Origin of the sequence: Paenibacillus sp. BT-177 (assembly GCF_025846815.2) — a bacterium.
Lineage (GTDB): Bacteria > Bacillota > Bacilli > Paenibacillales > Paenibacillaceae > Paenibacillus > Paenibacillus polymyxa_C.
In genome coordinates this window covers 519,536-542,588 of sequence record NZ_JAOYTP010000004.1, presented here as the reverse complement: position 1 = coordinate 542,588, position 23,053 = coordinate 519,536, and the positions used below count along the sequence as shown (strand labels likewise).

General features: G+C 44.4%; 17 protein-coding genes and 2 pseudogenes. 15 read left to right on the top strand and 4 right to left on the bottom strand.

Translation table 11 applies throughout. The features are described from left to right. The first annotated feature begins 54 nt into the window (after positions 1–54). Entirely contained in the window at positions 55–1,983 is a 1,929-nt protein-coding gene (locus OIU26_RS16095; RefSeq protein ID WP_264217374.1) for a fructose-specific PTS transporter subunit EIIC, read from the top strand. A 170-nt stretch (positions 1,984–2,153) separates the two neighbouring features. Here OIU26_RS16095 and OIU26_RS16090 read toward each other — a convergent pair whose 3' ends face one another. After that, positions 2,154–4,727 carry a LuxR C-terminal-related transcriptional regulator gene (locus OIU26_RS16090; protein ID WP_264217373.1) on the bottom strand — a complete coding sequence of 858 codons (2,574 nt, stop codon included), beginning with the start codon at positions 4,725–4,727 and terminating at the stop codon, positions 2,154–2,156. Positions 4,728–4,930: 203 nt separating this feature from the next. On the opposite strand from OIU26_RS16090, the gene OIU26_RS16085 reads away from it, so the two are divergent. Continuing rightward, entirely contained in the window at positions 4,931–7,939 is a 3,009-nt protein-coding gene (locus tag OIU26_RS16085; protein WP_264217406.1) for an S-layer homology domain-containing protein, read from the top strand. Positions 7,940–8,063: 124 nt separating this feature from the next. Here OIU26_RS16085 and OIU26_RS16080 read toward each other — a convergent pair whose 3' ends face one another. After that, on the bottom strand, positions 8,064–8,957 hold the full coding sequence (locus OIU26_RS16080) for a LysR family transcriptional regulator (protein WP_264217372.1): 894 nt from the start codon (positions 8,955–8,957) through the stop codon (positions 8,064–8,066). A 112-nt stretch (positions 8,958–9,069) separates the two neighbouring features. Between OIU26_RS16080 and OIU26_RS16075 the strand changes: the two genes are divergently transcribed. The 8 genes and pseudogenes from OIU26_RS16075 (at position 9,070) to OIU26_RS16040 (ending at position 17,206) form a co-directional block, all read left to right on the top strand. Then, positions 9,070–9,456, top strand: a complete 387-nt coding sequence (locus OIU26_RS16075) for a tautomerase family protein (RefSeq protein ID WP_264217371.1) — start codon at positions 9,070–9,072, stop codon at positions 9,454–9,456. Next, entirely contained in the window at positions 9,453–9,788 is a 336-nt protein-coding gene (locus OIU26_RS16070) for a carboxymuconolactone decarboxylase family protein (RefSeq protein WP_044785459.1), read from the top strand. Before OIU26_RS16075 ends, OIU26_RS16070 begins: the two co-directional genes overlap by 4 nt. A 245-nt stretch (positions 9,789–10,033) precedes the next feature. Further along, positions 10,034–10,892: pseudogene (gene licT, locus OIU26_RS16065) on the top strand (BglG family transcription antiterminator LicT). A gap of 183 nt (positions 10,893–11,075) precedes the next feature. After that, complete coding sequence (locus tag OIU26_RS16060) at positions 11,076–12,956, top strand: beta-glucoside-specific PTS transporter subunit IIABC (protein ID WP_264217370.1); 1,881 nt, start codon at positions 11,076–11,078, stop codon at positions 12,954–12,956. A 72-nt stretch (positions 12,957–13,028) separates the two neighbouring features. After that, the gene (locus OIU26_RS16055; protein ID WP_264217369.1) at positions 13,029–14,438 is read left to right on the top strand and encodes a glycoside hydrolase family 1 protein; all 1,410 of its coding nucleotides are present in this window, start codon (positions 13,029–13,031) and stop codon (positions 14,436–14,438) included. Positions 14,439–14,572: 134 nt separating this feature from the next. Then, positions 14,573–15,475, top strand: a complete 903-nt coding sequence (locus OIU26_RS16050) for a LysR family transcriptional regulator (RefSeq protein WP_013370387.1) — start codon at positions 14,573–14,575, stop codon at positions 15,473–15,475. 124 nt (positions 15,476–15,599) lie between these two features. Next, positions 15,600–16,739, top strand: a complete 1,140-nt coding sequence (locus OIU26_RS16045; protein WP_165084378.1) for a 5-methyltetrahydropteroyltriglutamate--homocysteine S-methyltransferase — start codon at positions 15,600–15,602, stop codon at positions 16,737–16,739. Positions 16,740–16,948: 209 nt separating this feature from the next. Beyond that, a complete protein-coding gene (locus OIU26_RS16040) occupies positions 16,949–17,206 on the top strand; it encodes a YciI family protein (protein WP_264217405.1) in 258 nt (85 codons plus the stop codon). Between the two features lie 166 nt (positions 17,207–17,372). Here OIU26_RS16040 and OIU26_RS16035 read toward each other — a convergent pair whose 3' ends face one another. Next, on the bottom strand, positions 17,373–17,711 hold the full coding sequence (locus OIU26_RS16035) for a helix-turn-helix domain-containing protein (protein WP_058712638.1): 339 nt from the start codon (positions 17,709–17,711) through the stop codon (positions 17,373–17,375). Between the two features lie 485 nt (positions 17,712–18,196). Here OIU26_RS16035 and OIU26_RS16030 point away from each other — a divergent pair, with 485 nt between their 5' ends. Continuing rightward, on the top strand, positions 18,197–18,295 hold the full coding sequence (locus tag OIU26_RS16030) for a hypothetical protein (RefSeq protein ID WP_014599622.1): 99 nt from the start codon (positions 18,197–18,199) through the stop codon (positions 18,293–18,295). A gap of 223 nt (positions 18,296–18,518) precedes the next feature. Further along, positions 18,519–18,971, top strand: coding sequence for a DUF6386 family protein (locus OIU26_RS16025; protein WP_165084211.1), 453 nt, complete (start codon positions 18,519–18,521; stop codon positions 18,969–18,971). A 130-nt stretch (positions 18,972–19,101) separates the two neighbouring features. Here the strand turns inward: OIU26_RS16025 and OIU26_RS16020 are convergent, their stop codons facing one another. After that, complete coding sequence (locus OIU26_RS16020; protein ID WP_264217368.1) at positions 19,102–20,232, bottom strand: phosphodiester glycosidase family protein; 1,131 nt, start codon at positions 20,230–20,232, stop codon at positions 19,102–19,104. Positions 20,233–20,364: 132 nt separating this feature from the next. Here OIU26_RS16020 and OIU26_RS16015 point away from each other — a divergent pair, with 132 nt between their 5' ends. The 3 genes and pseudogenes from OIU26_RS16015 (at position 20,365) to OIU26_RS16005 (ending at position 22,986) form a co-directional block, all read left to right on the top strand. Beyond that, on the top strand, positions 20,365–20,838 hold the full coding sequence (locus OIU26_RS16015) for a hypothetical protein (protein WP_264217367.1): 474 nt from the start codon (positions 20,365–20,367) through the stop codon (positions 20,836–20,838). Between the two features lie 55 nt (positions 20,839–20,893). Further along, positions 20,894–22,206, top strand: a pseudogene (locus tag OIU26_RS16010) (hypothetical protein). Positions 22,207–22,362: 156 nt separating this feature from the next. Next, positions 22,363–22,986: an SMI1/KNR4 family protein gene (locus tag OIU26_RS16005; RefSeq protein ID WP_058712333.1), complete on the top strand. Its 624-nt coding sequence runs from the start codon at positions 22,363–22,365 to the stop codon at positions 22,984–22,986. The last annotated feature ends 67 nt before the right edge of the window (positions 22,987–23,053 follow it).

Here is a 23,053-nt window from a genome sequence, read left to right as displayed (position 1 = left end):
TGAGCTTATTATGCGTGTGTCTACACGCTGATCGAACTTAGGAGAGTGTGAACAATGAGAATAACAGACCTGATGATTAAAGAAACGATGATCATGGACCTGCAGGCGACGACAAAGGACGGGGCGATTGAGGAACTCATCGCCAGTCTCGAAGCAAGTGGACGTATTAATGACCGTGCCTTGTTTAAAGAAATGATTTACAAACGCGAAGCCGAATCCAGCACTGGAATCGGTGGCGGTATTGCGATGCCGCATGCCAAGACCAAAGCTGTGAATGAAGCGACCGTTGTTTTTGCCAAAAGCAGTAAAGGCGTAGAATTCGAATCGCTGGACGGTGAGCCAGCGAAGGTATTCTTTATGATTGCAGCTCCGGAGGGAGCAGCAAATACACATCTTCGCACATTGGCTGCCCTCTCTCGGCTGCTCATTGATACTGATTTCATCGACAAGCTGATGAATACACAAACACCGGATGAAGTAACAGAGTTGTTTGATACCAAGCAGGCGGAAGAAGAAGCTGCCAAAAAAGCAAAAGAGGCCAAGAAAGAGGCAGCCAAAGCACAGCAAACGCCTGACGTTATCGTTGGCAACCCGGATTCTGACGAGTTTGTAGTTGCGGTGACCGCTTGTCCTACAGGCATTGCGCACACGTTTATGGCTGAAGACGCTCTCATTAAGAAAGCGAAAGAGATGGGTGTAAATATCCGGGTAGAAACGAACGGCTCGGAAGGCGCACAAAACGTACTGACAGCGGATGAAATTCGTCGTGCCAAAGGTGTCATTGTTGCGGCTGACAAGAAGGTCGAAATGGCCAGATTTGACGGTAAGCCTGTATTGCAAAGACCGGTAAGTGACGGTATCCGTAAATCCGAAGAATTGATTCGCAAAGCGCTAAACGGCGATGCGCCAATTTACCGTAGTGAAGGTAAAGGCAGCGTTGAAGAGTCAAAAGCCGAGAAGACCAGCGTGGGCAGTAAAATTTACAAGGATTTAATGAACGGGATTTCTCATATGTTGCCATTCGTTGTCGGCGGGGGGATCTTGTTAGCGATTTCCTTCTTGATCGAACAAGTGGCCGGAGAAGATAATGTACTTTTCCAACTGCTGCAAACGATTGGCGGGGGAACAGGTGCGTTCCACTTCCTGATTCCGATACTGGCCGGATTTATCGCAATGAGCATTGGAGACCGCCCGGCACTGATGCCAGGTATGGTCGGTGGTCTGATGGCTGTAAACTCCAATGCAGGGTTCCTTGGCGGTCTGGCAGCTGGTTTCATGGCCGGTTATGTAGTTATCTTCCTGCGTAAAGCTTTTGCAGGTCTGCCAAAAGCTCTGGATGGTTTAAAACCAATCTTGTTATACCCTGTATTTGGACTCCTAATTTCAGGCGCGATTATGTTCTACCTGTTCGATCCGATTTTCGGTGGTATTAATACGTGGCTTGTCAATGTTCTGAACAATTTGGGAACAGGTAATGCGGTTATTTTGGGTCTGATTCTGGGCGGAATGATGTCGATCGACATGGGTGGACCTTTCAACAAAGCAGCTTACGCATTTTCGATCGGTGTCTTCACTTCCAGCGGTAACACAAACGGGGCTATGATGGCAGCTGTTATGGCAGGCGGTATGGTACCTCCACTGGCGATTGCACTAGCTTCGACGTTCTTCAAAAATAAGTTTACCGAGCAAGAGCGCAAATCTGGCTTGACGAACTATGTACTTGGATTGTCCTTCATTACGGAAGGAGCCATTCCATTCGCAGCTGCTGATCCCCTGCGTGTCCTGACCTCTTGTATTGTAGGTTCAGCGATTGCTGGTGGTCTGACGCAATTCTGGCAAATCAATCTTCCAGCTCCACATGGCGGGATTTTTGTAGCAGCTCTTGCCAACCATGCTTTGCTGTTCTTGCTTGCAGTGGCGATTGGTTCCGTGATTTCCGCGCTCATTCTGGGACTGTGGAAAAAAACAGTTGAAACGAAATAACGAGTATCACAAGAGTAACAAATTAAAAGAGGAGCCGAACTCCTCTTGGTCTTATCATAAAAAAACCGCTAAACACTCGTATATCGAGGTGTTTAGCGGTTTTTTTTATGGAGGGGCTGAAAATATTCACATGAATCGCATTATAACAATTTAGCAGGTTTATACCCTGACTAAATCAGATTCAGTTCCTGAGCTTTAAGCAGTGCTTGGGTTCGGGAGCTAACTTGCAGCTTTCCGTAAATCCGATTTAGATAGACCTTTACACTACCTACCTTCAAGCTTAATGCCTGGGCAATTTCTAGATTGGAAGCGCCTGTCGCCACATGACGGAGAACCTCCAGTTCTTTGGGGGTGAGCGGGTCATATAGCGATGAAGCAGTTGGATTTCCATGTACCTGTAAACTAGAAGGGAACTGCTCAAGCAGTAGGGTCACATAAGGAGTAAATTTTTCTTTGGAAATCTGCGTACTCATGTAGCATTTTAGTAATTTTTGCATTGGAATTCCTTCGTCTACAAAGCTACGTACATAGTTGTTATTCATGCCGTTTACTAAAGCTTCCTCTAGATATGCATAGGCAGCAAAATGATGTTCAAGCTGATGTTCAATGAGTGCCTGCATAATGGAAATCTCAGTTATACTAACCAGGCAGGATTCTCTTACACCTTGTGGCTTTAGTCTCTCCAGGATATGAAGTGCTTGCTCGTATTTCCCCTGCGCCACATTGAAGCGAACCAGTACCATGTATTCCAATTGTTTATGAATCGTTGGCCGTTTACTTTCATTGATTCCCAGACGGATCAGAACATCTTTTGCCTGCCGCAGCTGTCCATTTTGGAGGTCCAAGCAGGCATGACATGCTTTCAGTGGACTAATCCACTGAACGTTTTGTGTATACTCCAGAAACCGAATCGCTTCCTCAATGATCTCTTCCGCTGCAAGTGTCTTGCCTTGGGCAAGCAGCAATTTGGCATAAGTGAGCCGATTAGGGACGAACAAACCGGGAATTTGTCCGGTCCGTGCCACTCGTTCTGTTTGCAGCAGAAGCTGCTCAGCCTCATCTAGCCGATTCCACTCATAATATCCTTCAGCCAGAGACTGTACAATATAATGATGAAACGGGGAATCCTGCCAACCATGTGCTCGAAGAATTCCCATGATTCGTTCAGCAATCCGCTCGGTTTCAAGGGTAAGCACACCTTTCAGCCCAAACCGGGTTTTGCGGATAAACGGTTCATTCATATTGTAGTTAAAGTGATAAAATATTGGGTCTTTCGGAATATTTCCTGTAATCTGTTCTGCATAGGAGAACCAGTTCTCATAATCCCCGGTAGAGAATGCCAAATTGGCTCTAACGAAAAAGATACCGGTTAATAACTCTTCGTGAACATCGGTCTGCTGCATGCCAAGCATGGCGTTCTGAATGATGGAGAGTTGCTGCTGAGCCAAATCAAAATGACCTGGCACAATCAGTACAAAAGCATAAATCAGGGACAGACGCAGTGGAAGTGCTGCTCCGCTTTCTTGCAAATCATTAAACCATCGGAGAAGGGTAGTAAATTCCCCTCTCTGTAACACACTGAAAATTTGTCGCTCTAGCAAAGAGACTGCCCACATATTCTCTTTAGCTAAAATAGCATGTTCGATAGCCTCATCCAGCAGGTTTGCTTGGGCGAAAGCTTCGCTTGCATCAAAATGCTGTCTTGCCATTTGCCCAGGTTCTGTGCGGTCCAATTCAGCTTGCAAAAAGTCAGAGAACAAATGATGATAGCGAAACCATACATTTTGATCATCCAGCGGGATGAGGAACAAATGTCGTTTTTTTAAATTTTCGAGCAGATTAGCCGCTTCAGCTTGCCCGGTTATTGCATGACAAATTTCCGCGTTCATACGGCCGAGCATGGAAGTATACAGCAAAAAACGCTTGAGATTCGGCTCTAACCCTTCAAATACCTCACTAAATAAGTAATCTGAAACTTTTTTATGCTTACCAGAAAAGTCACCAATAAAGCTTTCAATATTGTGATGGGCGGTCAAGGAAAGCGATGACAGTCTGAGACCTGCGGCCCACCCTTCCGTGATGGAAGCCAGTCGAGTCGTGTGGGTTTGGGATACAGGAATTTTAGCTATATCTGTATAAAAGCTTACGATTTCTTCTGCACTGAACTGAAGGTCATTGTAACCAATCATGATACATTGTCCGTTTAACTGCCACTTGGCGGTTGGTAGGGGCGGCTCTTCGCGGCTAACAATCACAAGGCGAACAGAGTCGGGCAAATACTGAACTAAATATGCCAGGCTTTCATGTACAATGGGTTCCGTGATGACATGATAATCATCTAAAATCAGAACGCTAGTGGTAGATAAAGACTGGAGCTCATGGATGACAGCCTCTACCAAGTTGGTTTTTGAAATTTGAGAAACATTTTGAAAAAGCGGATCAAGTCGTTCTAACAACCCTGGAGAACAGCTTTGGTCCAGAGTATAAGCGATATAGAGCCAGAAACGGGCCAGATCGTTATCCCATTCATCCAGCGATATCCAGCCTGCCTTTAGCTTCGTATGCTGCAGCCACTGACTGACCAGCGTTGTCTTACCTGATCCAGCAGGCGCACTGATGCTGGCGACACGCCAAGGCTCATGATCCAATGTATACAAAAGGCCTTGCCTTGTCAGGGATTGAATCCCTTTGAGAGGGACCGATATTTTGGTGGAAAGTAACAGTGAAGATGTTAAAGGGTTCATAAAACCTCCGTACCTTTTACAATATACATAATTTTAAGTATACACGGTTTTGAGCGTACGAGAATATATGTCGTTGTTAACCAAAGATAATATCGTCCGGGAATTTCTTATGCTAAAGTTAAAATTATGGTATCCGGTATTTGAACGGTAATGGATGAAAGGGGAGTTTATTTTACATGGAGGGCTTAAGGCGCTTCTTGAGAGTGTTGCTGGTTTGTATTTTATTGCAGGGAATGATCTTTTCGGCGGTGGATTCCTCCGTTTATGCGGATTCACCAGTACTGGACCAGCAGCAAACGCAAGGGAATGGTAGTATATGGGTGGATTCAGTCAACAAACGATGGCAAACGTTCACTTCAGGTTACACAGGCTATTTGTCGGGAGTTGAAATTTATAAGACAAAAAGCTACGGGAATACAGGTGGAATTATTGCCAAAATATACACTGCAGATGGCACGAAATTACTCGCAACTCAGATGATTGCAGCCAGGGATGAGGCAGGCTGGTTATCAGTATCCTTTACTACCCCACCAATGTTAGTACGAAATGTGATCTATCGCTTGGAATTAAGCACTGTGAACGTTGGAAGCAGCGGTTTTGGTTGGTACACCGCCAACAATAATCCTTATGCTGGTGGCAGCGGGCATGATATTTGGAGTTTAGATTATCAGTTTAAAACCTATATGTTGCCAGATCAGAGCTTATCACCATCTAATAGTATGATTCAATCTACAGCCCTAAGTATGATTGCCAACGGGACTAGTACGGCCTTCATAGATGTTCAGCTAAAGGATGTCAACAACAACGACTACACGGCTGGCGGAGATATTACGCTGACTACAACGCTGGGCACTTTAGATCTTGTTCAGAATTTGGGAAATGGCCATTTCAGAGCCCAATTTACTTCCGGCACGTCAACTGGTTTGGCCAACGTTCAAGCATACTTTAATGGTACTCTGCTGAAGAGCCTGGACATTTCATTACAACCGGGTCCATTTTCAGTTACAGAGAGCACTATCTCAGCAACTCCAGCAAGCGTGCGTGCCGACGGCAACAAACAAGCATTGATTACAGTAGTGTTGAAAGATGACCATCGTAATTCGATTGCAGGTAAGCAGGTTCAACTGATCGCTGATAAAGGGCAATCCGTGATCGAAGCAGTCTATGGTACGACGAATGCTGCGGGTCAGGCTCAATTTGTAGTAAGTAACGTCGCGGCTGAGACGGTGGAGTATACCGCTATTGAAGCAGAAAGCCATACATCGTTGAACCAAAAGGCTTTAGTGACGTTTACGTATGACCAAGTTCCGGCGATCACTTTGGAAGCTGATCCTTTGCAACCGACATACGGCAATGTGGATATTACAGTGAATGCAGCAGTATATGGAGATTACAACACTGTAAATTCGATAAAATGGGCAGATGGAATCCGAGAAGTGGTTGATTTTCAAACCCAAGGAATAGAGGTCGTGGATAGACGATTCACAGTAAGCTCGAACGGCTGGTATTCGGTATATGTTCAGGATCAGTCAGGGAATGAAAATGTCGCATACATCAACATCAGCAATATTTTGTCTGTAAGTGATAATGCTGATTTAGCTGAGCTGCAGATTTCAGGAATGGGAGGACAGGTACCGTTTGCCTATTCACCGCTTGAAACCCAATATGCTGTGACAGTAAGCCATGACGTTTATGCTATACAACTGAGAGTTGCCGCAGAGGACCACGGCGCTGTTATACACGTAAACGGAAGCCGGGTTTCCGATGAGGAATCAGGGACTGAATATGCGTTGGCAGTCGGGAAGAATACGTTTACGATTTTCGTTGAGGCACAGGATGGGAAGACTCATCAGACCATTGTCGTAGATATTTGGCGGGCAGATAAGCAGAAGGACGAAGACAACGATAAGCATAAAGACAAGAAATCAGACGAAGTTACTAGCTCGGGTGCCAGTGCGGCTATAGCGAACGTTGTTACAACGCCGGCACCGAAGATCCCTGTATCCATCAATGGACAATGGTTTAACGAGATGGCTACTCTGAATCTGGAAACGGCAAAAGGAATAACCAAAGCAACGGTTTATTTGGATCAACATGCATTTAGTCAGCCTTTGAGCCAGCTGCAGATCCCGGCACAGATTAGGATATCGCTGGACAATAAAGTGCATCAAACGACACTTATTGTTCCTAGGGAAGCCTTAGAAGTTCTAAGGAACAACGAAGCGACGATCAGCTTACAGACGATGCAAGGACAATATAGTGTGCCAATGAGGTCATTGCCATACTCAACAAGCAGCACAGAGGCGCATTTGGTTATGGGGTACAGTCCAGAGGAAGTCACGACAAGTATCAAACAAGCGGCTGTGCAGGATGGGTATCAGTTGGTGAGCGAGCCTATGAGTTTCTCAGTATTTTTGCTGGATGGGGGCGAAATCAAGCAGATCGAAGCGGCTGGCGTGAAGGCGGAACGTTTAATTTTTCTGCCGGAGGGAGCCTCGAATTTGCCAACTACAGCTGTTGTATCAAATAAGCAGGGGACGCGCCCGGTTCTTACCTTATTTAGTGAACAAAACGGAGTGAAGGCAGCCGCTATTCCCGGCTTTACGAATGGAGCTTATGCGCTTGCATCTCAAAAGAGCAATTTTGTTGACTTAAAGAACAGACCTTGGGCTCAGTCTGCTATTGAAGACATGGCCTCCAGAATGATCTTAAAAGGAGTCGATGAATCTCATTTTCAGCCTGAGGCGTGGGTGACTCGCGCTGAATTGGCTACGATTCTGGTTAGAGCGCTTGGTCTGCAGGAGAAACCAAGCAAAACGAACATCAAGTTTAGAGATATTCAGAAGTCTGATTGGTTTTATAGAACGGTCATAACCGCACAGCAATATGGTATCTTAACTGGTTATAAAGATGGGACATTTCAGCCGGATCATGCGATTACCAGACAAGAAGCGATTGTAGCTTTGGTTAGGGCTATGCGGATCATCATAGAGGAATCTTCTCGTAATGAGTCTGATATTACTGAGAATTTATCTACATTCGAGGATCAAGAGCAAGTGGCTGAATGGGCACGCGAACCGCTTTCGTGGGTGATTCATACGGGGGCATTGCAAGGAGACGGAACAAACTTACTGCCTCATCAAAGGCTTACCCGTGCAGAAACCGCAATATTGGTGCAGCGCATGCTTAAAAATGCCAAGTTGATAAATTAAAATAACGAAGCGTAACAGGTACTTCCTACAAAGATTTTGCACCATAGGGAATTAGAGTAACCCATAGTTATAATCAAAAAGCGACCGGGATTTTCGGTCGCTTTTTTTATGAGCTTCAATATTTTCAGCTCCAATGGGAGTCATTCATTCCCCACTGTTTTTTTACCAACTGCATAAACAGCCTTCGGGCTGAAGTCAGGTATTGAGGGTGCTGATTGTTTTGTAATAGTCCGATGGGAATATTCGGGTCTGTTAACTGGAGAGGGATGGCGACTAGGTCCTTCTGCAGAGGCATTGACGACAGAACCACTCCAACCGAAGGAAACGTATTTACGAATGAAGGTATAGACGAAATTTGACTGACAGTATAAAAAAACGGCATCGAAGGGAATCGGGAAAGCTCTTTCTCCAGTCGTATATGGTACAAGCAGTTCTTACCTCCAACAATAAGCGGATACTCATACAGATCTTCGAGCTGAAGCTCACTTCTTGCCGCGAAGGGGTGACTACGGGACACGATAAAAGCAATTTGTTCGTGATACAAAGGTTCGAAATGTAGGGAAGGAATCGAGTGAGGTTCTCCGGAGATTGCAAAATCCAGCGTACCGTCCATCACAGCTTTGGAGAGTGCATCCGTGTTTCCCACTGTAAAGTGGCACGTAATATTCGGTTTATGCTCGCGAAAATGTCGTAGAATCAAAGGCAGTGCGGTAGTAGCTACCGTTTCAATCACACCGATATGGAGCGTGCCAATCTCTTCTTTTTTCAGCGATTTCGCCTGGTCCATTACAAAATTCCAATGCCGAATAAGCCCGTCAACCTCTTCGGCATACATTTTTCCTGAGGCGGTTAATTCCGCATCCCAGCCTCTTTTAAAAAGCTGAAATCCCAGCTCTTTTTCTAGCCTTTGGATTTGGTTCGTGACTGTAGATTGTGCGTATTTTAATTTGGCGGCAGCTTTCGAGAAGGTTCCTTCTTCAATAATAGTGCGAAACGTAGTTAACTCTTTCAGATCCATGCAAACTCATCTCCATCGGTGAAATTAAATATATTTATGATTATTTTCAATTATACAGATGAAGATAAGGAGAGTACAATCATCTTATCCCAACAAATAGGAGAGAATGCATATGCCCTTTGTACGAGTAGGCTATATGGAGCAACAATACACAGAGCAGGACCTGCCTGGCATTAGCCGCTGCATCATGAATGCTTTGATTGAACATTTTCAGGTCCCGCCCAAGGATTATTTTCAGGTTTTTCATGCTCATAAGCAGAGCGAATTTTATTATAGTCCCGATTATTTGAATGTACCCAGAACAGACAAGCTGTTGTACATCCAAATTACGATGGGATCGGGTAGAACTACGGAACAAAAAAAGAGTTTTTACCAAAGGTTAGCCGCACTCATATCTATTGAATGCAAGATTAGACCGGAGGATGTATTTGTGACACTGGTGGAGACCGAATTAGAGGATTGGTCCTTTGGCAACGGACATGCCCAGATGATTTTATGAAGCATAAATTAATCAGATCGAGTGTTCGGGAAACGATTGGTGATTTGGCACCCGCTTTTGTAAGCTATACGGAGGAAGTTCTTTTTGGAGATGTATGGAGAAGAAGTGAGCTATCTCTTAGGGAACGGAGTCTCATTACAGTTGCTGCTTTGGTAGCGGGTGAGCATGTGAATCAACTTCCTTATCATCTGAACCTAGCCAAAGAGAACGGGATTTCGGAGGAAGAATTGATTGAGGTTATTACACAACTAGCCTTTTACGTAGGATGGCCGCGAGCAGCCTCAGCTGTTCAGGTAGCCAAAGATGTATTTTGCAAAGAAAAAGAACGTTAAGCATGAACTTAAATTACCGCTAAGCACAAGGATTTTAAGTGTTTGGCGGTTTTTTTGGCATGTTTGTATTGTTATTCTGCTTTGAAAGCGGTATAGTAAGAGTAATTGAATGAGGGGCATTGTGCCCTTCGGGATTGTTACTGGTAAGCAGGCGATACCCAAATAATGACTAATGGACTTAGTCGTTATTTGGTTTTTTTTGTTATTACAAACTTTGTCATTACATCAATGAGGTGAGCAGCTAGATGATCATCCGGCAAATATTTAACAACAATGTCATTCGGGCCGAAAATCAGGTAGGTCATGAGTTTGTTGTCATAGGGAACGGCCTGGGTTTTAAAAAGAAAAATGGTCAAAGGGTCGATGAAGAAAAGATAGAAAAAACCTTTGTATTAAAGTCCGATAAAATTCCGCAAAAATTAATTGATCTCATTGGGGAAACCTCTGTAGAGTATTTAAAGGTGGCGGATGAAATTGTAGGCAGCGCCAAAAAAGAAATGGGAGATATTTTTAGTGATAATATCTATATTTCGTTGATTGACCATATCCAATTTGCCATCTCTCGATATAGAAAATCCGTGGGACTTAAAAATTCACTGTTATGGCAAATTAAAAAATTTTACAAAAAAGAATTTATGATAGGTATGAATGCATTGGACATCATTCATGCTCAATTTGGCATTCAAATGGATGAGCATGAAGCAAGCTTTATTGCCATGCATTTTGTTAATGCAAGACAAGACGGACAGGGAATGAAACAAACAGTTGAGATTACAGAGGTCATTGATGACATTTTCAATATTGTAACCGATTACTATCAAATTACCCTGGATGAAACCTCATTTAATTATTCGCGATTTATTACACATTTGCAGTACTTTGCCCAACGCTTGCTTAGCAATGAACAAGAGCAATTAGCATCAGGGGATAACTTCTTGTATGACCAAGTCAAAGAAAAATACGAGAGGGCTTTTCAGTGCACCCAATTAATTAATCAATACTTGGAATTAAAGCATGAAAGTGCGATGTCGATTGGACGAAAAAGTGTATTTGACGATTCATATACAGCGTGTAACCTCCAGAAATGATTTGGCTGATGCTTAGAAAAAAATGCTTGCAAACGATTTCGGAGTGTTTTATAGTAGGCTCACAACTTAAATTTAAGGATTGTTACTGATAAGCAGGCGATACCTAAATGAATGGCAGTGATCATTTTCTTTGATCATACAGGCCTTTCGTTTAGGTATTTTTTTGTTTTCAGGCAATCTGCCCCAGAGGAGAATGAACATGGACCATAAGAAAATGGGCGAGGATATCGTACGTCTCGTTGGAGGAGAAGAAAATATCAATGGGCTTGTCCATTGTGCTACACGACTCCGATTTGACCTGAAGGATTCACGAAAAGCCGAAAGAGAAGCGCTTGAGAAGCACGAGGGAGTCATTACTGTTGTTGAAAGCGGTGGACAATTTCAAGTCGTGATTGGCAGCCATGTTGCCTATGTATACACAGAAATTATGAAAAACAGGGATTTTGGGTCAGACACCTCTATGGCCAAAGAATCCAGCGGAAAGAAGACATCGGTCATATCCACAATCTTCGAAGTCATTTCCGGCAGTTTCTCCCCATTGATTCCGGCGATGGCAGGCTCGGGGATGCTGAAAGCCCTCTTGACAGTTTTGACCTTGCTGGGCTGGATGTCTGAAACAAGTGATACCTATCTGATCCTGTCTGCTGCCGGGAATGCTGTCTTTTACTTCTTGCCGATTTTACTGGGGATTACGCTCGGTATAAAGCTGAAAGCGAATCCTTATGTAGCTGGTGTGATCGGTGCGGCTCTTCTGGAACCCAACTTTACGGGGTTGATGGACAAAGGCTCTGATGTATCGTTTTTAGGAATACCGGTGGTCATGATGAACTACTCAGCGAGTGTTTTCCCGATTTTCATATCTATCAGCATCTATGCGTTGGTCGACAAGTTTTTGAAGAAGATCATTCTTAAGGATTTGCAGCTGTTTTTAGTTCCGATGCTGGCTTTAATGATAATGGTTCCGCTATCTGCTATCGCATTTGGACCGTTCGGCACAACGGTAGGAGATTGGATTTCTTCGGGTGTGACATGGTTAATCGGTGTAAGTGGCATTTTGTCAGGGATTGTGCTTGGCGGCTTTATGACCTTTATGGTCGTCTTCGGACTTCACTGGGGCTTTACCCCGATCACGATTCAAAATATCGGTGTTGGCGGTGATCCGATTGAGGCTATGGCGGCTGCGGCTGTATTTGCTCAAATTGGTGTCGCATTCGGTATCTTCCTGAAGGCCAAAAAAGATAAAACACTTAGAACCCTTGCAGGTTCCACGAGTATTACAGGCTTGCTGGCGGGTGTGACAGAGCCGATTGTGTATGGTCTGGTGCTTCGCTTTAAACGAGTCATTCCGATTGTCATTATCGCAGGGGCGATAGGTGGGGCCATCAATGGACACTTTGGAGTGAAAATGACGGCTTATGTGTTTCACAACATTTTTGCGATTCCGGTATATACGCCTACCTTGGTTTACGTGATTGCCATTGCATGCTCGTTCGCGGTAGCCACGGTGCTGACTCTTATTTTTGGCTATGAAAGCAAGGTGAAGGGGGAGACCGCGGCAACTGTTGAGGCCGTTAAGACGGAAGAACCTCTACCAACTGTTACAGCAACTAAGGCTGTTGACATCAAGAAAGAAACGATATACAGCCCGATCACAGGCAAGACGACACCACTGAGCCAAGTGAATGATTCGGCATTTTCTACAGGGGCAATGGGGAAAGGCTTAGCCATTGAACCGTCTGTCGGTGAGGTCGTAGCGCCCATAGATGGAGTTGTAACGTCGCTGTTCCCTACAGGACATGCCATCGGCTTGACTTCCAAGGCGGGTACGGAGATATTAATTCATATTGGAATTAACACCGTCGCGTTGAAAGGAAAGCATTTTAATCCGGTCGTTCAAGAGGGAGATATCGTAAAACAAGGGGACTTGTTAATCCAATTTGACAGAGAGCAGATTATAGAAGCAGGGTACGAAATCGTAACCCCTGTCATCGTCACCCTGACGAAACATAATGTGGACGTATTTGAGACCAATCAGGAGCAGGTTCAGAAAAATGAAGTATTGCTAACTTTGGTGGTGTAATACAGGAAAGCTCATCATCACGTACATGAAGCGAAATTAGAAGGATATAACGATAACTGGAGGGACTTTAGCATGAAACATAATCAATTGAAGGCATTTCCTGAAAACTTTTTCTGGGGAGGTTCAACTTCCGCTTATCAAGTAGAGGGTGCATGGGACGAAGATGGAAAAGGACCCTCTGTCATTGACATGGCTAACCACGTCGAAGGAGTTACTGATTTTAAGGTAACCAGTGATCACTACCATATGTTCAAAGAGGACGTAGCCCTGATGGCTGAAATGGGCTTTAAGGCGTACCGCTTCTCGATCGCTTGGACACGCATCTATCCACAAGGCACCGGCGAAGTCAATCCGAAGGGAATTGCATTTTACAACTCATTGATTAACGAATTAATTAAATATGGTATTGAACCGATTGTTACCATGTATCATTTTGATCTGCCCTATGCGCTTGAACAACAAGGCGGATGGTCCAAGAGAGAGACGATTGATGCCTTCGAACAATATGCCAAAACGTTGTTTGAGAACTTTGGGGACAGGGTCAAATATTGGCTCACCATTAATGAGCAGAACATGCTGATTCTCCATCCCGGTTCTATTGGTACATTGGATACTAGCCTGGAAAATCCGCAAAAGGTACTGTATCAGCAAAATCATCATATGTTAGTCGCGCAGGCGAAGGCGATGGTATTGTGCCATGACATGCTGCCTAATGCGAAAATTGGACCAGCACCGAATATTGGGGTCATTTATCCAGCCAGTTCCAAACCGGAAGATACGCTGGCGGCTGATAACTATGCAGCCATTCGCAACTGGCTCTACCTAGATATGGCTGTATTCGGCCGCTACAATCATATTGCCTGGAGCTATTTGGTGGAGAAGGGCTATGAGCCTGTCATTGAAGAAGGGGATATGGATATATTAGCGAAAGGGAAGCCGGACTTTATCGCATTTAATTATTATACCTCTCAAACCGTAGGGGAAAGTCTGGATGATGGAAATGATTTTTCACATACAGGAGATCAGCATGAAATTGTGGGTGAACCCGGAGCATACCGAGGTTCTGTGAATCCCAACCTGCAAACGACGGAGTTTGGTTGGGAGATTGATCCGGTTGGTTTTAGAACCACATTACGCCAGATATATTCTCGCTACCGCCTGCCTTTAATCGTGACAGAGAACGGCCTGGGCGCTTTTGACAAGCTGGAAGAAGGGGATGTAGTGAACGATCCTTATCGTATTGACTTCTTCAAGAAGCATATCGAGCAGATTCAATTGGCTATTACAGACGGCGTAGAAGTGTTCGGTTTCTGTCCGTGGTCTGCGATTGATCTGGTTAGTACCCATCAGGGCTCCAGTAAGCGTTACGGATTCATCTATGTGGATCGTGAGGAATTTGATCTCAAAGATTTGCGCCGCATTCGTAAACAAAGCTTCTATTGGTATCAAAAGCTGATCGCTACAAACGGTGAAATTCGTTAATTAATACAGCAGTGAAAAAAGCACCTTCTTGAAATGGATGTTACCATTTTAAGGGGGTGTTTCTATTCCCTTTTCCAGGAGGGTGATCATGTATTATATAATAGAAGAAACACAAACGGAAAGGACATCATGCATTGACCTTACAACAATTAAAATATGTCATCGAGGTTGCCAATCGTGGCTCCATGAATGAGGCGGCGAAGCGGTTGTTCATTTCCCAGCCCAGTCTGTCTAACGCGATTCGCGATCTGGAGGAAGAAATTCATATCACCATTTTTGAGCGTACTAATAAAGGCATTTCTTTATCCAAGGAAGGCGTGGAATTTCTAGGTTATGCGCGTCAGGTCGTTGAGCAGGCGGAGCTGCTGGAAAGTCGCTATTTGGATGCCAAGCCTTCACCACAGCATTTTGCTGTGTCCACGCAGCATTATGCTTTTGCAGTGAATGCATTTGTAAATCTGGTGAATCAATATGGACAGGATGAATATGAGCTGGCTTTGCGGGAGACCAAAACCCATGAAATCATACAGGATGTCAAAAGCCTACGCAGTGAGATCGGAATCCTGTATCTGAACGAATTTAACGCCAAAGTCATCAACAAGCTGCTAAAAGATGCAAATCTGCAATTCAACAGCCTGTTTACGGCTAAGCCGCATATATTTATCAGTGCCAATAACCCGCTATCCCGGCAGTCTATCGTGACCATTGACCAACTTCATCCTTACCCATATCTGTCCTTTGAACAAGGGGAGTACAATTCCTTTCACTTTTCCGAGGAGATTCTGAGTACATTGTCGCACCCCAAAAGCATTCGCGTCAATGACCGGGCCACCCTTTTTAATCTGCTCATTGGCTTGAACGGCTATACCATTTCTACCGGAGTGATTAGTGCGGATCTGAACGGTAACGAAATTATTTCCGTCCCCCTGGAGTGTGATGAGTCTATTAATGTGGGATGGATTTGCCATAAAAACGTCGCGCTCTCCAAGCTGGCCACAGTCTATGTAGAAGCGTTGCATGAGGCAATAGGGGAATAAAAAAGTTTGATATAGCCTTAGGCTATAACTAGCTATAGTTTATTGGAGTTACCTTATAGCTGAAAATGTATGTTATCTTTCTTACAACAACTTCACTACTGAAGCGAAAAAGGAGATAACCCTAATGAGCAGCATCCTTGACAATGCATCCCAACGTAAAGTGACCCCTTTTAGACATGATATGGTTGGCAGCTTTTTGCGCCCGCAAGCGATTAAAGACGCCCGAATTCAATTTCAAAATAATGAAATCTCTGCGGACGAGCTGAGAAAGATTGAAGATGAAGAAATTACCAAACTGGTGGAAAAGCAAAAATCCGTAGGCCTTCAAGCCGTGACGGATGGGGAATTCAGACGTTCCTGGTGGCATCTTGATTTTATGTGGGGACTGGACGGCGTGGAAAAGGTACAGCTTGCAAACGGCTACCAATTCCAAGGTGTGGAAACAAGAGCGGAAACCGCACGTTTGTCCGGTAAAATTGGACATTCCCGTCATCCTTTCATTGAAGATTTTAAATTCCTGAAACAAGTCGCAGGAGAGGATGCTATCGCTCGCCAAACGATTCCGGCACCTGCGCAGTTCCTGGCTGAGCTGTTGCGTGGAGAAAATAAAGAATCAACCGATACGTATTACAGCAATCTGGATGAACTGGTGTCGGATATCGCCAAAGCTTACGAATCCGTGATCCAAGCGCTGTATAATGAAGGCTGCCGCAGCCTGCAACTGGATGATTGCACATGGGGCATGCTTTGTGATAAAAACTATTGGGAAGCTAGACAGCATGCGGGTGAAAATGTGGAGGATACCAAAAAGCTGTTCGCTCGCGTGAATCAGGAAACCGTGAAGAATCTTCCAGCCGATTTGGTCGTTACAACCCACGTATGCCGTGGTAACTACCATTCCACCTGGGCATCTTCTGGCGGCTATGAACCTGTAGCCGAAACCCTGTTCGGCATCGATAACATCGACGGCTACTACCTCGAATTCGATACCGACCGTGCGGGTGATTTTACACCGCTTAAGCATCTGAAAGATGAAAAACAAGTCGTGCTGGGCCTCGTTTCCTCCAAAACGGGTGAACTGGAAGACAAGCAGACGGTCATCAACCGTATTAAGGAAGCAACTCAATTCGTAGACATCAACCACATCTGCCTCAGCCCACAATGCGGCTTTGCCTCCACAGAAGAAGGCAATATTCTGACAGAAGAGCAGCAATGGAAAAAGCTAGCTTTCATTAAAGAGATTGCGGACGAGATCTGGAAGTAAGAGTTTAGGGGAATTGAATTGGAGAGATTTGTGATTACTAAAACACGCCACTTGAGGGCGTGTTTTAGTTTGAGAATCCGCTAAAATTGACCAAATCCCCTTATAGTTGCATTTCATCTTTAAGGACTTTTATTACAATAGCTAACGCTGTAATATCTTCTTAAAGGAACGCCAGATATTTTTTATTACAAGGGAAATATGGAGGGGAAATCAATGAATACTTTTTATTAATTACTACACGAACAAACAAGTTCAATACTGATGATATCAAAGGGCACTATGACCATCTGGAAAAGTTAAAGAAAGAGGGAGCTCTTGAAAAGTATGGTCCATTTAGCGATGGAACGGGAGGAGCCTATTTAATAAAAGCAGCGTCACTTGAGGAGGCGACAAAGATTGGGAATTTAGATCCGCTCATTCAAAATGGTTCTTCTGCATTGACAATAAAGGAATGGCTGTTGCGTTAAATTTCATCTGCAAAGAGTGATAATCCATCTAAGAAGGTCATGACAAATAACTAATGTGCCTTTTTGGTATTGAATAAAAAATGAGGACTATGATTTTCTGAAAATGAAAAGTATGGTCCTTTTTTTATTTCCCAAGAGATTGCTCTCACAATTTTTGAGAATCTTCTTAGTTGATAATCTCCCGTATCACATTTCTCGCCAAACGTACCTTTTCTGGACTCGATTTTTTGAGCATTGTAATAATTTCTATAATATCTTCATCAGACTCCACAATTTTGGGGTCCTCGCTTACATATGAAAACAACTGAACTAAGTTTACGTCTAGTGCTTTTGCGATTTTAGCTACATTTATCAAGGAAACATTCTTTTCTCCACGTTCGATCTGCCCAATGTATGTAAAATGAAATCCGCCTTTTTCCCCAAGTGCTTCTTGCGAGAGGCCTTTTTCTTTGCGTAAAACTCTTATTCTAGCCCCAACTAGCTTTAACACTTCTTTGTCCAGCATACATCTACACCCCTTCATACTAAAAAGTGTAGACAAGATTTTCTTTGGTAAACATGAGATTAAGAATCGTATATTCGTTATTAACTATATCTATAAGTATTATTTTGAGTTATAATAAGACTATTCTTGAAATTCTCTGGAGGAATAGATATGAAAGAAGCTCCTTCTACCTATATTCCAAGTCCCACTCAACCATCCAGACCCGTGCAACACCTAGATCATTCAATAACCGATTTCCACACCTTAGCCCAATACCATATGAAACTAGCTCAAATACTGTACAAGCATAACCAACTCCAATGCTGTATTATCCTCTGTGACTGGGCGCTAACCTCCATGTTAAAAGCTCTATATATGAAAGAAACTAATAGCATTTTCCCTCCGAAACTCTTGTCCATGGCAAATAAATTTGCCGATTCGCCCGGTCGTTATCCGCTTTTCTACATACGATAAGAGTAAGCTTTAACGCAAGGAGGGATTTAGACATGGGTGAAGTAGGTTACGGTGGAGCATGGACATCCACAGGCGCGATTTTGGTATTGTTCATTTTGTTGGTGATTATCACCAAATCTTTTCTGATTTAACGTTAGGTTAGCATCGCTCAAACTTACAAAGCGACCCTCTTTCACGACATCGTGAGGGAGGGCTTTTTTAATGCAGAATGGATGGTGGCTCTAGTATGTTGTCTGGTTCTACAAGCATTGTTATACTTTACATACAGGGATAATTTCCCTCAAATCTATAGCAATACGGATAGCGGAAGACGTGGGAAAACGGAAATTCGCTGACTATTATCAGGAGGATTGTATGATGAACATGGCAATCAGTCCATTTCAATTTACGACAGACACGGCGACTCTTTGCCTATTTGATACGCAAGCTCTGAAGCATCGCTTGAACGATGAGCCGGATTGGTGGTCTATCGAAGCAGACGAGCTGGGGGAGTTAAATGCGGGAAACGCTGCTTTCTTGAACCTGGGAGCGGATGGGACGTATGAGGTTGTGATAACAGATCATATCGAGCAGCCGACGGTGCGGCTGTTTTTGAAGGTTCCTTCAGGGAACATATTTATTGGTGCAGGAGAGGAAGCCACAGGTGGTGAGTTAGAACCTGATTGTGTATGGGGAGGGTTATTCCTGTCTGTGCAACCCGGACTTTATGAATGCTTGGCAAGCAGAGGAGAAAACAACCGTATTTATCTTTCTTTAAAAAAAGGAAGCGAAGGCAGCAACAGTTTTACCAGTCTGGTTCGATTGTAGGTTGCAGGATCAACCCGTAATGGATCAGACAAACCGCTCGAACACAGGGGAGCCATAATAACCGTGACTGAGAAAAAGGAAAAAGCTATCCCCACGGCTTGCATATCCGTGAAGACAGCCCTTTATTCGTCTATTGATACTTTACAATAATAGCGTTGCTGATCTGGCGGCCGGGTGTGGTGAGGTAAGAGCCGTTGTAGTACAGTCCGCTGGAAGCACCGCCATCCAGATTCATGGCCTGATAAGCGCCAGCCTGCTTCATCATTTGGGCGAGCTGCGGAATGGTCGCTCCGCTTGTAGTCAGGAGGATCAGCTTATGATCCCTAGTAATTCCAAGTGCGCTGCGGGCGCCGCCGCCTGTTAATATTTTAGGGTCTTTGAAACCTTCGGCTTTGACATTTAGGGAAACCTGACCGTTCGTAACCAGACGAGGTCCAGCTTGAAGAGCACCTTCGACGCTGCCTTGACTTAACTGTTGTTCAAAGACAGAACCTGACACAAGCTTGGCTAAATGGTTAGCATCGTAGGTAAAGACGGTACGTTGGTCACCGGAGCTTTTTTTCAACAGCTTGCCATGGCTGACCAGATAGCCGTAAGGCGTCTTGTAGGAGCTTTTGGTATAGGCGTCAAAGAATGTACCATTAATGGCTACAACCGCTTGATTGCGTTTGGCAAGAGTGCTTAAGTCCTCCACTTTACCAAGGGTATCGCTTGCCAGTGCCACGTCCAAACTTACCTTGGGATGGAGCATGGAGATGGTGACCACCTTAGCGGAAAAGGTACGAGATCCAACCTTGAAGCTCTTATGAGCTGTCGTGATCGGGGTAGTATTTCCGGGTAGCTTGCCGGTAAGTACCGGAAGCGTAACAGACGTTGTACCTTGCGTAATACGCACAGCTGAGGTTTCTTTTTGCCATAAGACTTGCAAATTTAGATATTGGCTGATGAACTGCAAGGGTACATAGGTAGCGCCGTTATCGGTAAAAGGTGCATTTTGCAAACGAATCGTTTGATCATTCACTTTAGCAGTAGATTGTCCTGTAAATAATGTAAGCCGGGTATTGCCTTGCGCAATTTCTATTTTCTTGTCTGCTGGGTTCAGGTTGAGTGTGATCCCTTCATAGCTGTTCAGGAGGCGAAGCGGGATGAAGGAGTGGTTACTCTGATCCACATAAACCAGCATAGGTGCTGGTGCAGCAGCGTAGATCGGGGTTACAAGTAAGAGCATAGACAGAATAATAAGTGCGGTGATTCTTTTCATGAATAGATCAATCTCCTTATGTAGTCTTAACTATTGACGAGGTGCTTGTACTTATATCGGGTTTTATGAGTTATAAGTGTATGTTACGCGAATTTTGAGTGTTTGGATGATACGGAAACGGGGTGGCTGGAGATGAGCAGGTATGAGACAAGACTTGAGGATTACCGTCGCAGGGAGCGCCCTTCTTATCGTGTATTTGAAGGATTGCAGGAATTGGTGTGCAGCGTGGGGCAACTGCATAATAACTGGTTATATGTGAATGTGGATCAATGGGATCAGGACCCTGTTCAAACACCGATTTATTATTTGGATGAGCATTGGCTGGAGGAAAGTGCAGAGGACGGTACAGCCGCAACCAACGAACAGGACGAGTATATTCCCCTATGGATATCAGATCGTCAGGTTCAAACTTGGTTTGAGCTGGCCACCTTTGAAAGTATTGTAGAAGTTCTTAAGGCTGCTAGACAGCCAGTGACGATTCAGATGGTGATTGTGGCGGTCAAATATTACGAACAGCACGATGCCTACCTGGACTATGAGGAGGTAAAAGCAGTGACAGACCTGTGGTCTGTGTTGACGAAGGTGAGAAACCACCTAACAGAATGAATAAAGCCTGTAGAACAAACCGGGCATACATAGACGACTGGAATGGGGGAGCAGAATGAGCTGGTTGAATCATGAATTGGCAGCACAGTGGCGACAGGAAGGGAAAAGGTATGCCGCAGATGTAAACGAATTTGTCAGAATCGTATGGAAAGCCAGTGGCAGCAGGAGCAGCCAGAGCCAAAGCAGGACGAACGCTCTAAGCTGGCCAAAGATATTTTTCGTATGATTCAGGAAGCGAATCAGACAGGGGAAACAGAGCGGTTACGTCGGGAAATTCCGGCTGCATCCTGGCCGCTTACACCAGCGTTTGAGGAGGCTTTGCAAGCCGTTAGACCGATGGCATTTATGAATGGAAGCAATGAGGTTATTCTACATGCAGGCAATCCTCGGGAACGCGGCAAGATCTATGTGACGGGAAAAGATGGAATTAGGCAAATTCCCGGACTGCATCGCGTAGGTTGTTCGCCGGACGGAAGTTATTTTGCGTTGGTGGATGGGAATGGGATTCGGATTGTTCGACAACCGGATCGAAATTTACAAGGTGAAGAGACAGCGCATTTTCAATGGACGGATATACAGGCCCGCTTAAAGGCAGCTATTCCTGACTTGGAATGCTTGGCGGATGAGGAGCATCCTGAGGATATATTAGATGAAGTGATTCCGTTTGGCGATGGGCAGCGCCTTCTGCTGGTTTGCGGTTACGGCGTTTATTTGCTGGCTGGTGATCAGGCGGATTTGATCCATCCTAAGGCTTCTGAACGAAGAGAATTGGGGCTGGAAGACACGATTGTAGATATGGCACATGGAGCTGTGTCGAAGGATGGACGCTGGATCGCTTATGGCAGCCAGATGAGTGAGCATTTGCTTATGGACCTAACCGATAAGACGGTGCATACATGGGAGCCGAGCTCCAGCTATCCGCATTATGCCCTATTTTCCAAAGATGATATGGATGTCTGGTACAATGCCTGTCATTTCTACAACGGTGCCACCATTCAGGTGCCAATTGCCGAAGTGGAGCAGGGAATTGCTCAGAATAAGGAAGAATGGCCGATAATAAATGAAGAAATGCGAGTATACGCTGCAGTAGCGCTGACACAAGGATCTATTCTAGGTGATGCCTACGGCTATCTCCGTCTTATTGATAGAGAGGGGCGTGAACTTTGGCGCTATTTTGTCGGCAGTACGATATCCGGGCTGGCAGTTACACCTGATGAAGGCATGCTGGCGGTTGGGACGTATGGTGGTATGCTTCATTTGATTGATTTGCAGAGTGGCTCAAAGGATGAATATAGCATTGGCACTGCTCCAATTCACGAGACAGAGCGTTGGTTGCTCTGGCGTAGTTATGAGCCATTGCGCTGGTAATACTAATATTCCGCAAATGGTGAAAAAAGCAAGTTCTGATAAGCTGAACATAAAAAGAGTAGTGGTATATGATTGCAATGCTATTTTCATATAGAGACGTGTGAGGCATACGCCTATGGTGCAAAATGCGAATAAAAAGGAAAGAGGTGTGAGAACATGGACAAGAAAGCGGATATTCGCACATCCATGAAGGAGTTATTTGCACAGATGAATGAAGCCTTTTTTATGGATGTGGAAGAAAATGTACCGTTCGAAATGCGTGATGGGAACGTCGATGAGGAGGGATGGATCAAGTGGAAACCTATTCCTTCACAGATTACAGAACAGGAAGTTCGGGATATGGAAGAAAAATACCATTTTGAACTGCCGCCTCTGCTGAGGAATTTTATCATGTCCTACCATTATGTATCTTTACAATTCGATAATGAATCTATTCCGGGAGTATACTGGAGCGATTGTACGTTTGTAGAGTTTCCACGTCTGCCGATAGGTCATGGCTTAAAGGCATTTTATGATTTGATCGATCAATGGTCACCTTTGCTGTCTGCAGGCTATATTCCATTTGCAATTGCAGAAGACGATCAGGGTCCTGTGTGTTTAAATGCAGGCAGCAGACATAAGGACGGAGATTATCCTATTGTCTGGTTCTTTCATGAGGATCTAAGGCATTTGGATGAGGATGAGCTACGGATCAGGAGTAATCTGCTTCCTCATGTGCAGGGGCTGTTTCCATCCTCTGTCGAACTGTTTAACGTTATGTTTAAGCAGATCAGACACTAGCGATTTCCTGAAATGTAATTTTACTGTACAGATATTGACATAAAAAATGAGGAATGTTATAAAAAAG

What these genes read in the sequence shown, in the direction of transcription:
- OIU26_RS16095 (WP_264217374.1), top strand. Translation starts at nt 55, where the DNA reads ATGAGAATAACAGACCTGATGATTAAAGAAACGATGATCATGGACCTG.
- OIU26_RS16090 (WP_264217373.1), bottom strand. Translation starts at nt 4,727, where the DNA reads ATGAACCCTTTAACATCTTCACTGTTACTTTCCACCAAAATATCGGTC.
- OIU26_RS16080 (WP_264217372.1), bottom strand. Translation starts at nt 8,957, where the DNA reads ATGGATCTGAAAGAGTTAACTACGTTTCGCACTATTATTGAAGAAGGA.
- OIU26_RS16075 (WP_264217371.1), top strand. Translation starts at nt 9,070, where the DNA reads ATGCCCTTTGTACGAGTAGGCTATATGGAGCAACAATACACAGAGCAG.
- OIU26_RS16070 (WP_044785459.1), top strand. Translation starts at nt 9,453, where the DNA reads ATGAAGCATAAATTAATCAGATCGAGTGTTCGGGAAACGATTGGTGAT.
- OIU26_RS16060 (WP_264217370.1), top strand. Translation starts at nt 11,076, where the DNA reads ATGGACCATAAGAAAATGGGCGAGGATATCGTACGTCTCGTTGGAGGA.
- OIU26_RS16055 (WP_264217369.1), top strand. Translation starts at nt 13,029, where the DNA reads ATGAAACATAATCAATTGAAGGCATTTCCTGAAAACTTTTTCTGGGGA.
- OIU26_RS16045 (WP_165084378.1), top strand. Translation starts at nt 15,600, where the DNA reads ATGAGCAGCATCCTTGACAATGCATCCCAACGTAAAGTGACCCCTTTT.
- OIU26_RS16035 (WP_058712638.1), bottom strand. Translation starts at nt 17,711, where the DNA reads ATGCTGGACAAAGAAGTGTTAAAGCTAGTTGGGGCTAGAATAAGAGTT.
- OIU26_RS16030 (WP_014599622.1), top strand. Translation starts at nt 18,197, where the DNA reads ATGGGTGAAGTAGGTTACGGTGGAGCATGGACATCCACAGGCGCGATT.
- OIU26_RS16025 (WP_165084211.1), top strand. Translation starts at nt 18,519, where the DNA reads ATGATGAACATGGCAATCAGTCCATTTCAATTTACGACAGACACGGCG.
- OIU26_RS16020 (WP_264217368.1), bottom strand. Translation starts at nt 20,232, where the DNA reads ATGAAAAGAATCACCGCACTTATTATTCTGTCTATGCTCTTACTTGTA.
- OIU26_RS16015 (WP_264217367.1), top strand. Translation starts at nt 20,365, where the DNA reads ATGAGCAGGTATGAGACAAGACTTGAGGATTACCGTCGCAGGGAGCGC.
- OIU26_RS16005 (WP_058712333.1), top strand. Translation starts at nt 22,363, where the DNA reads ATGGACAAGAAAGCGGATATTCGCACATCCATGAAGGAGTTATTTGCA.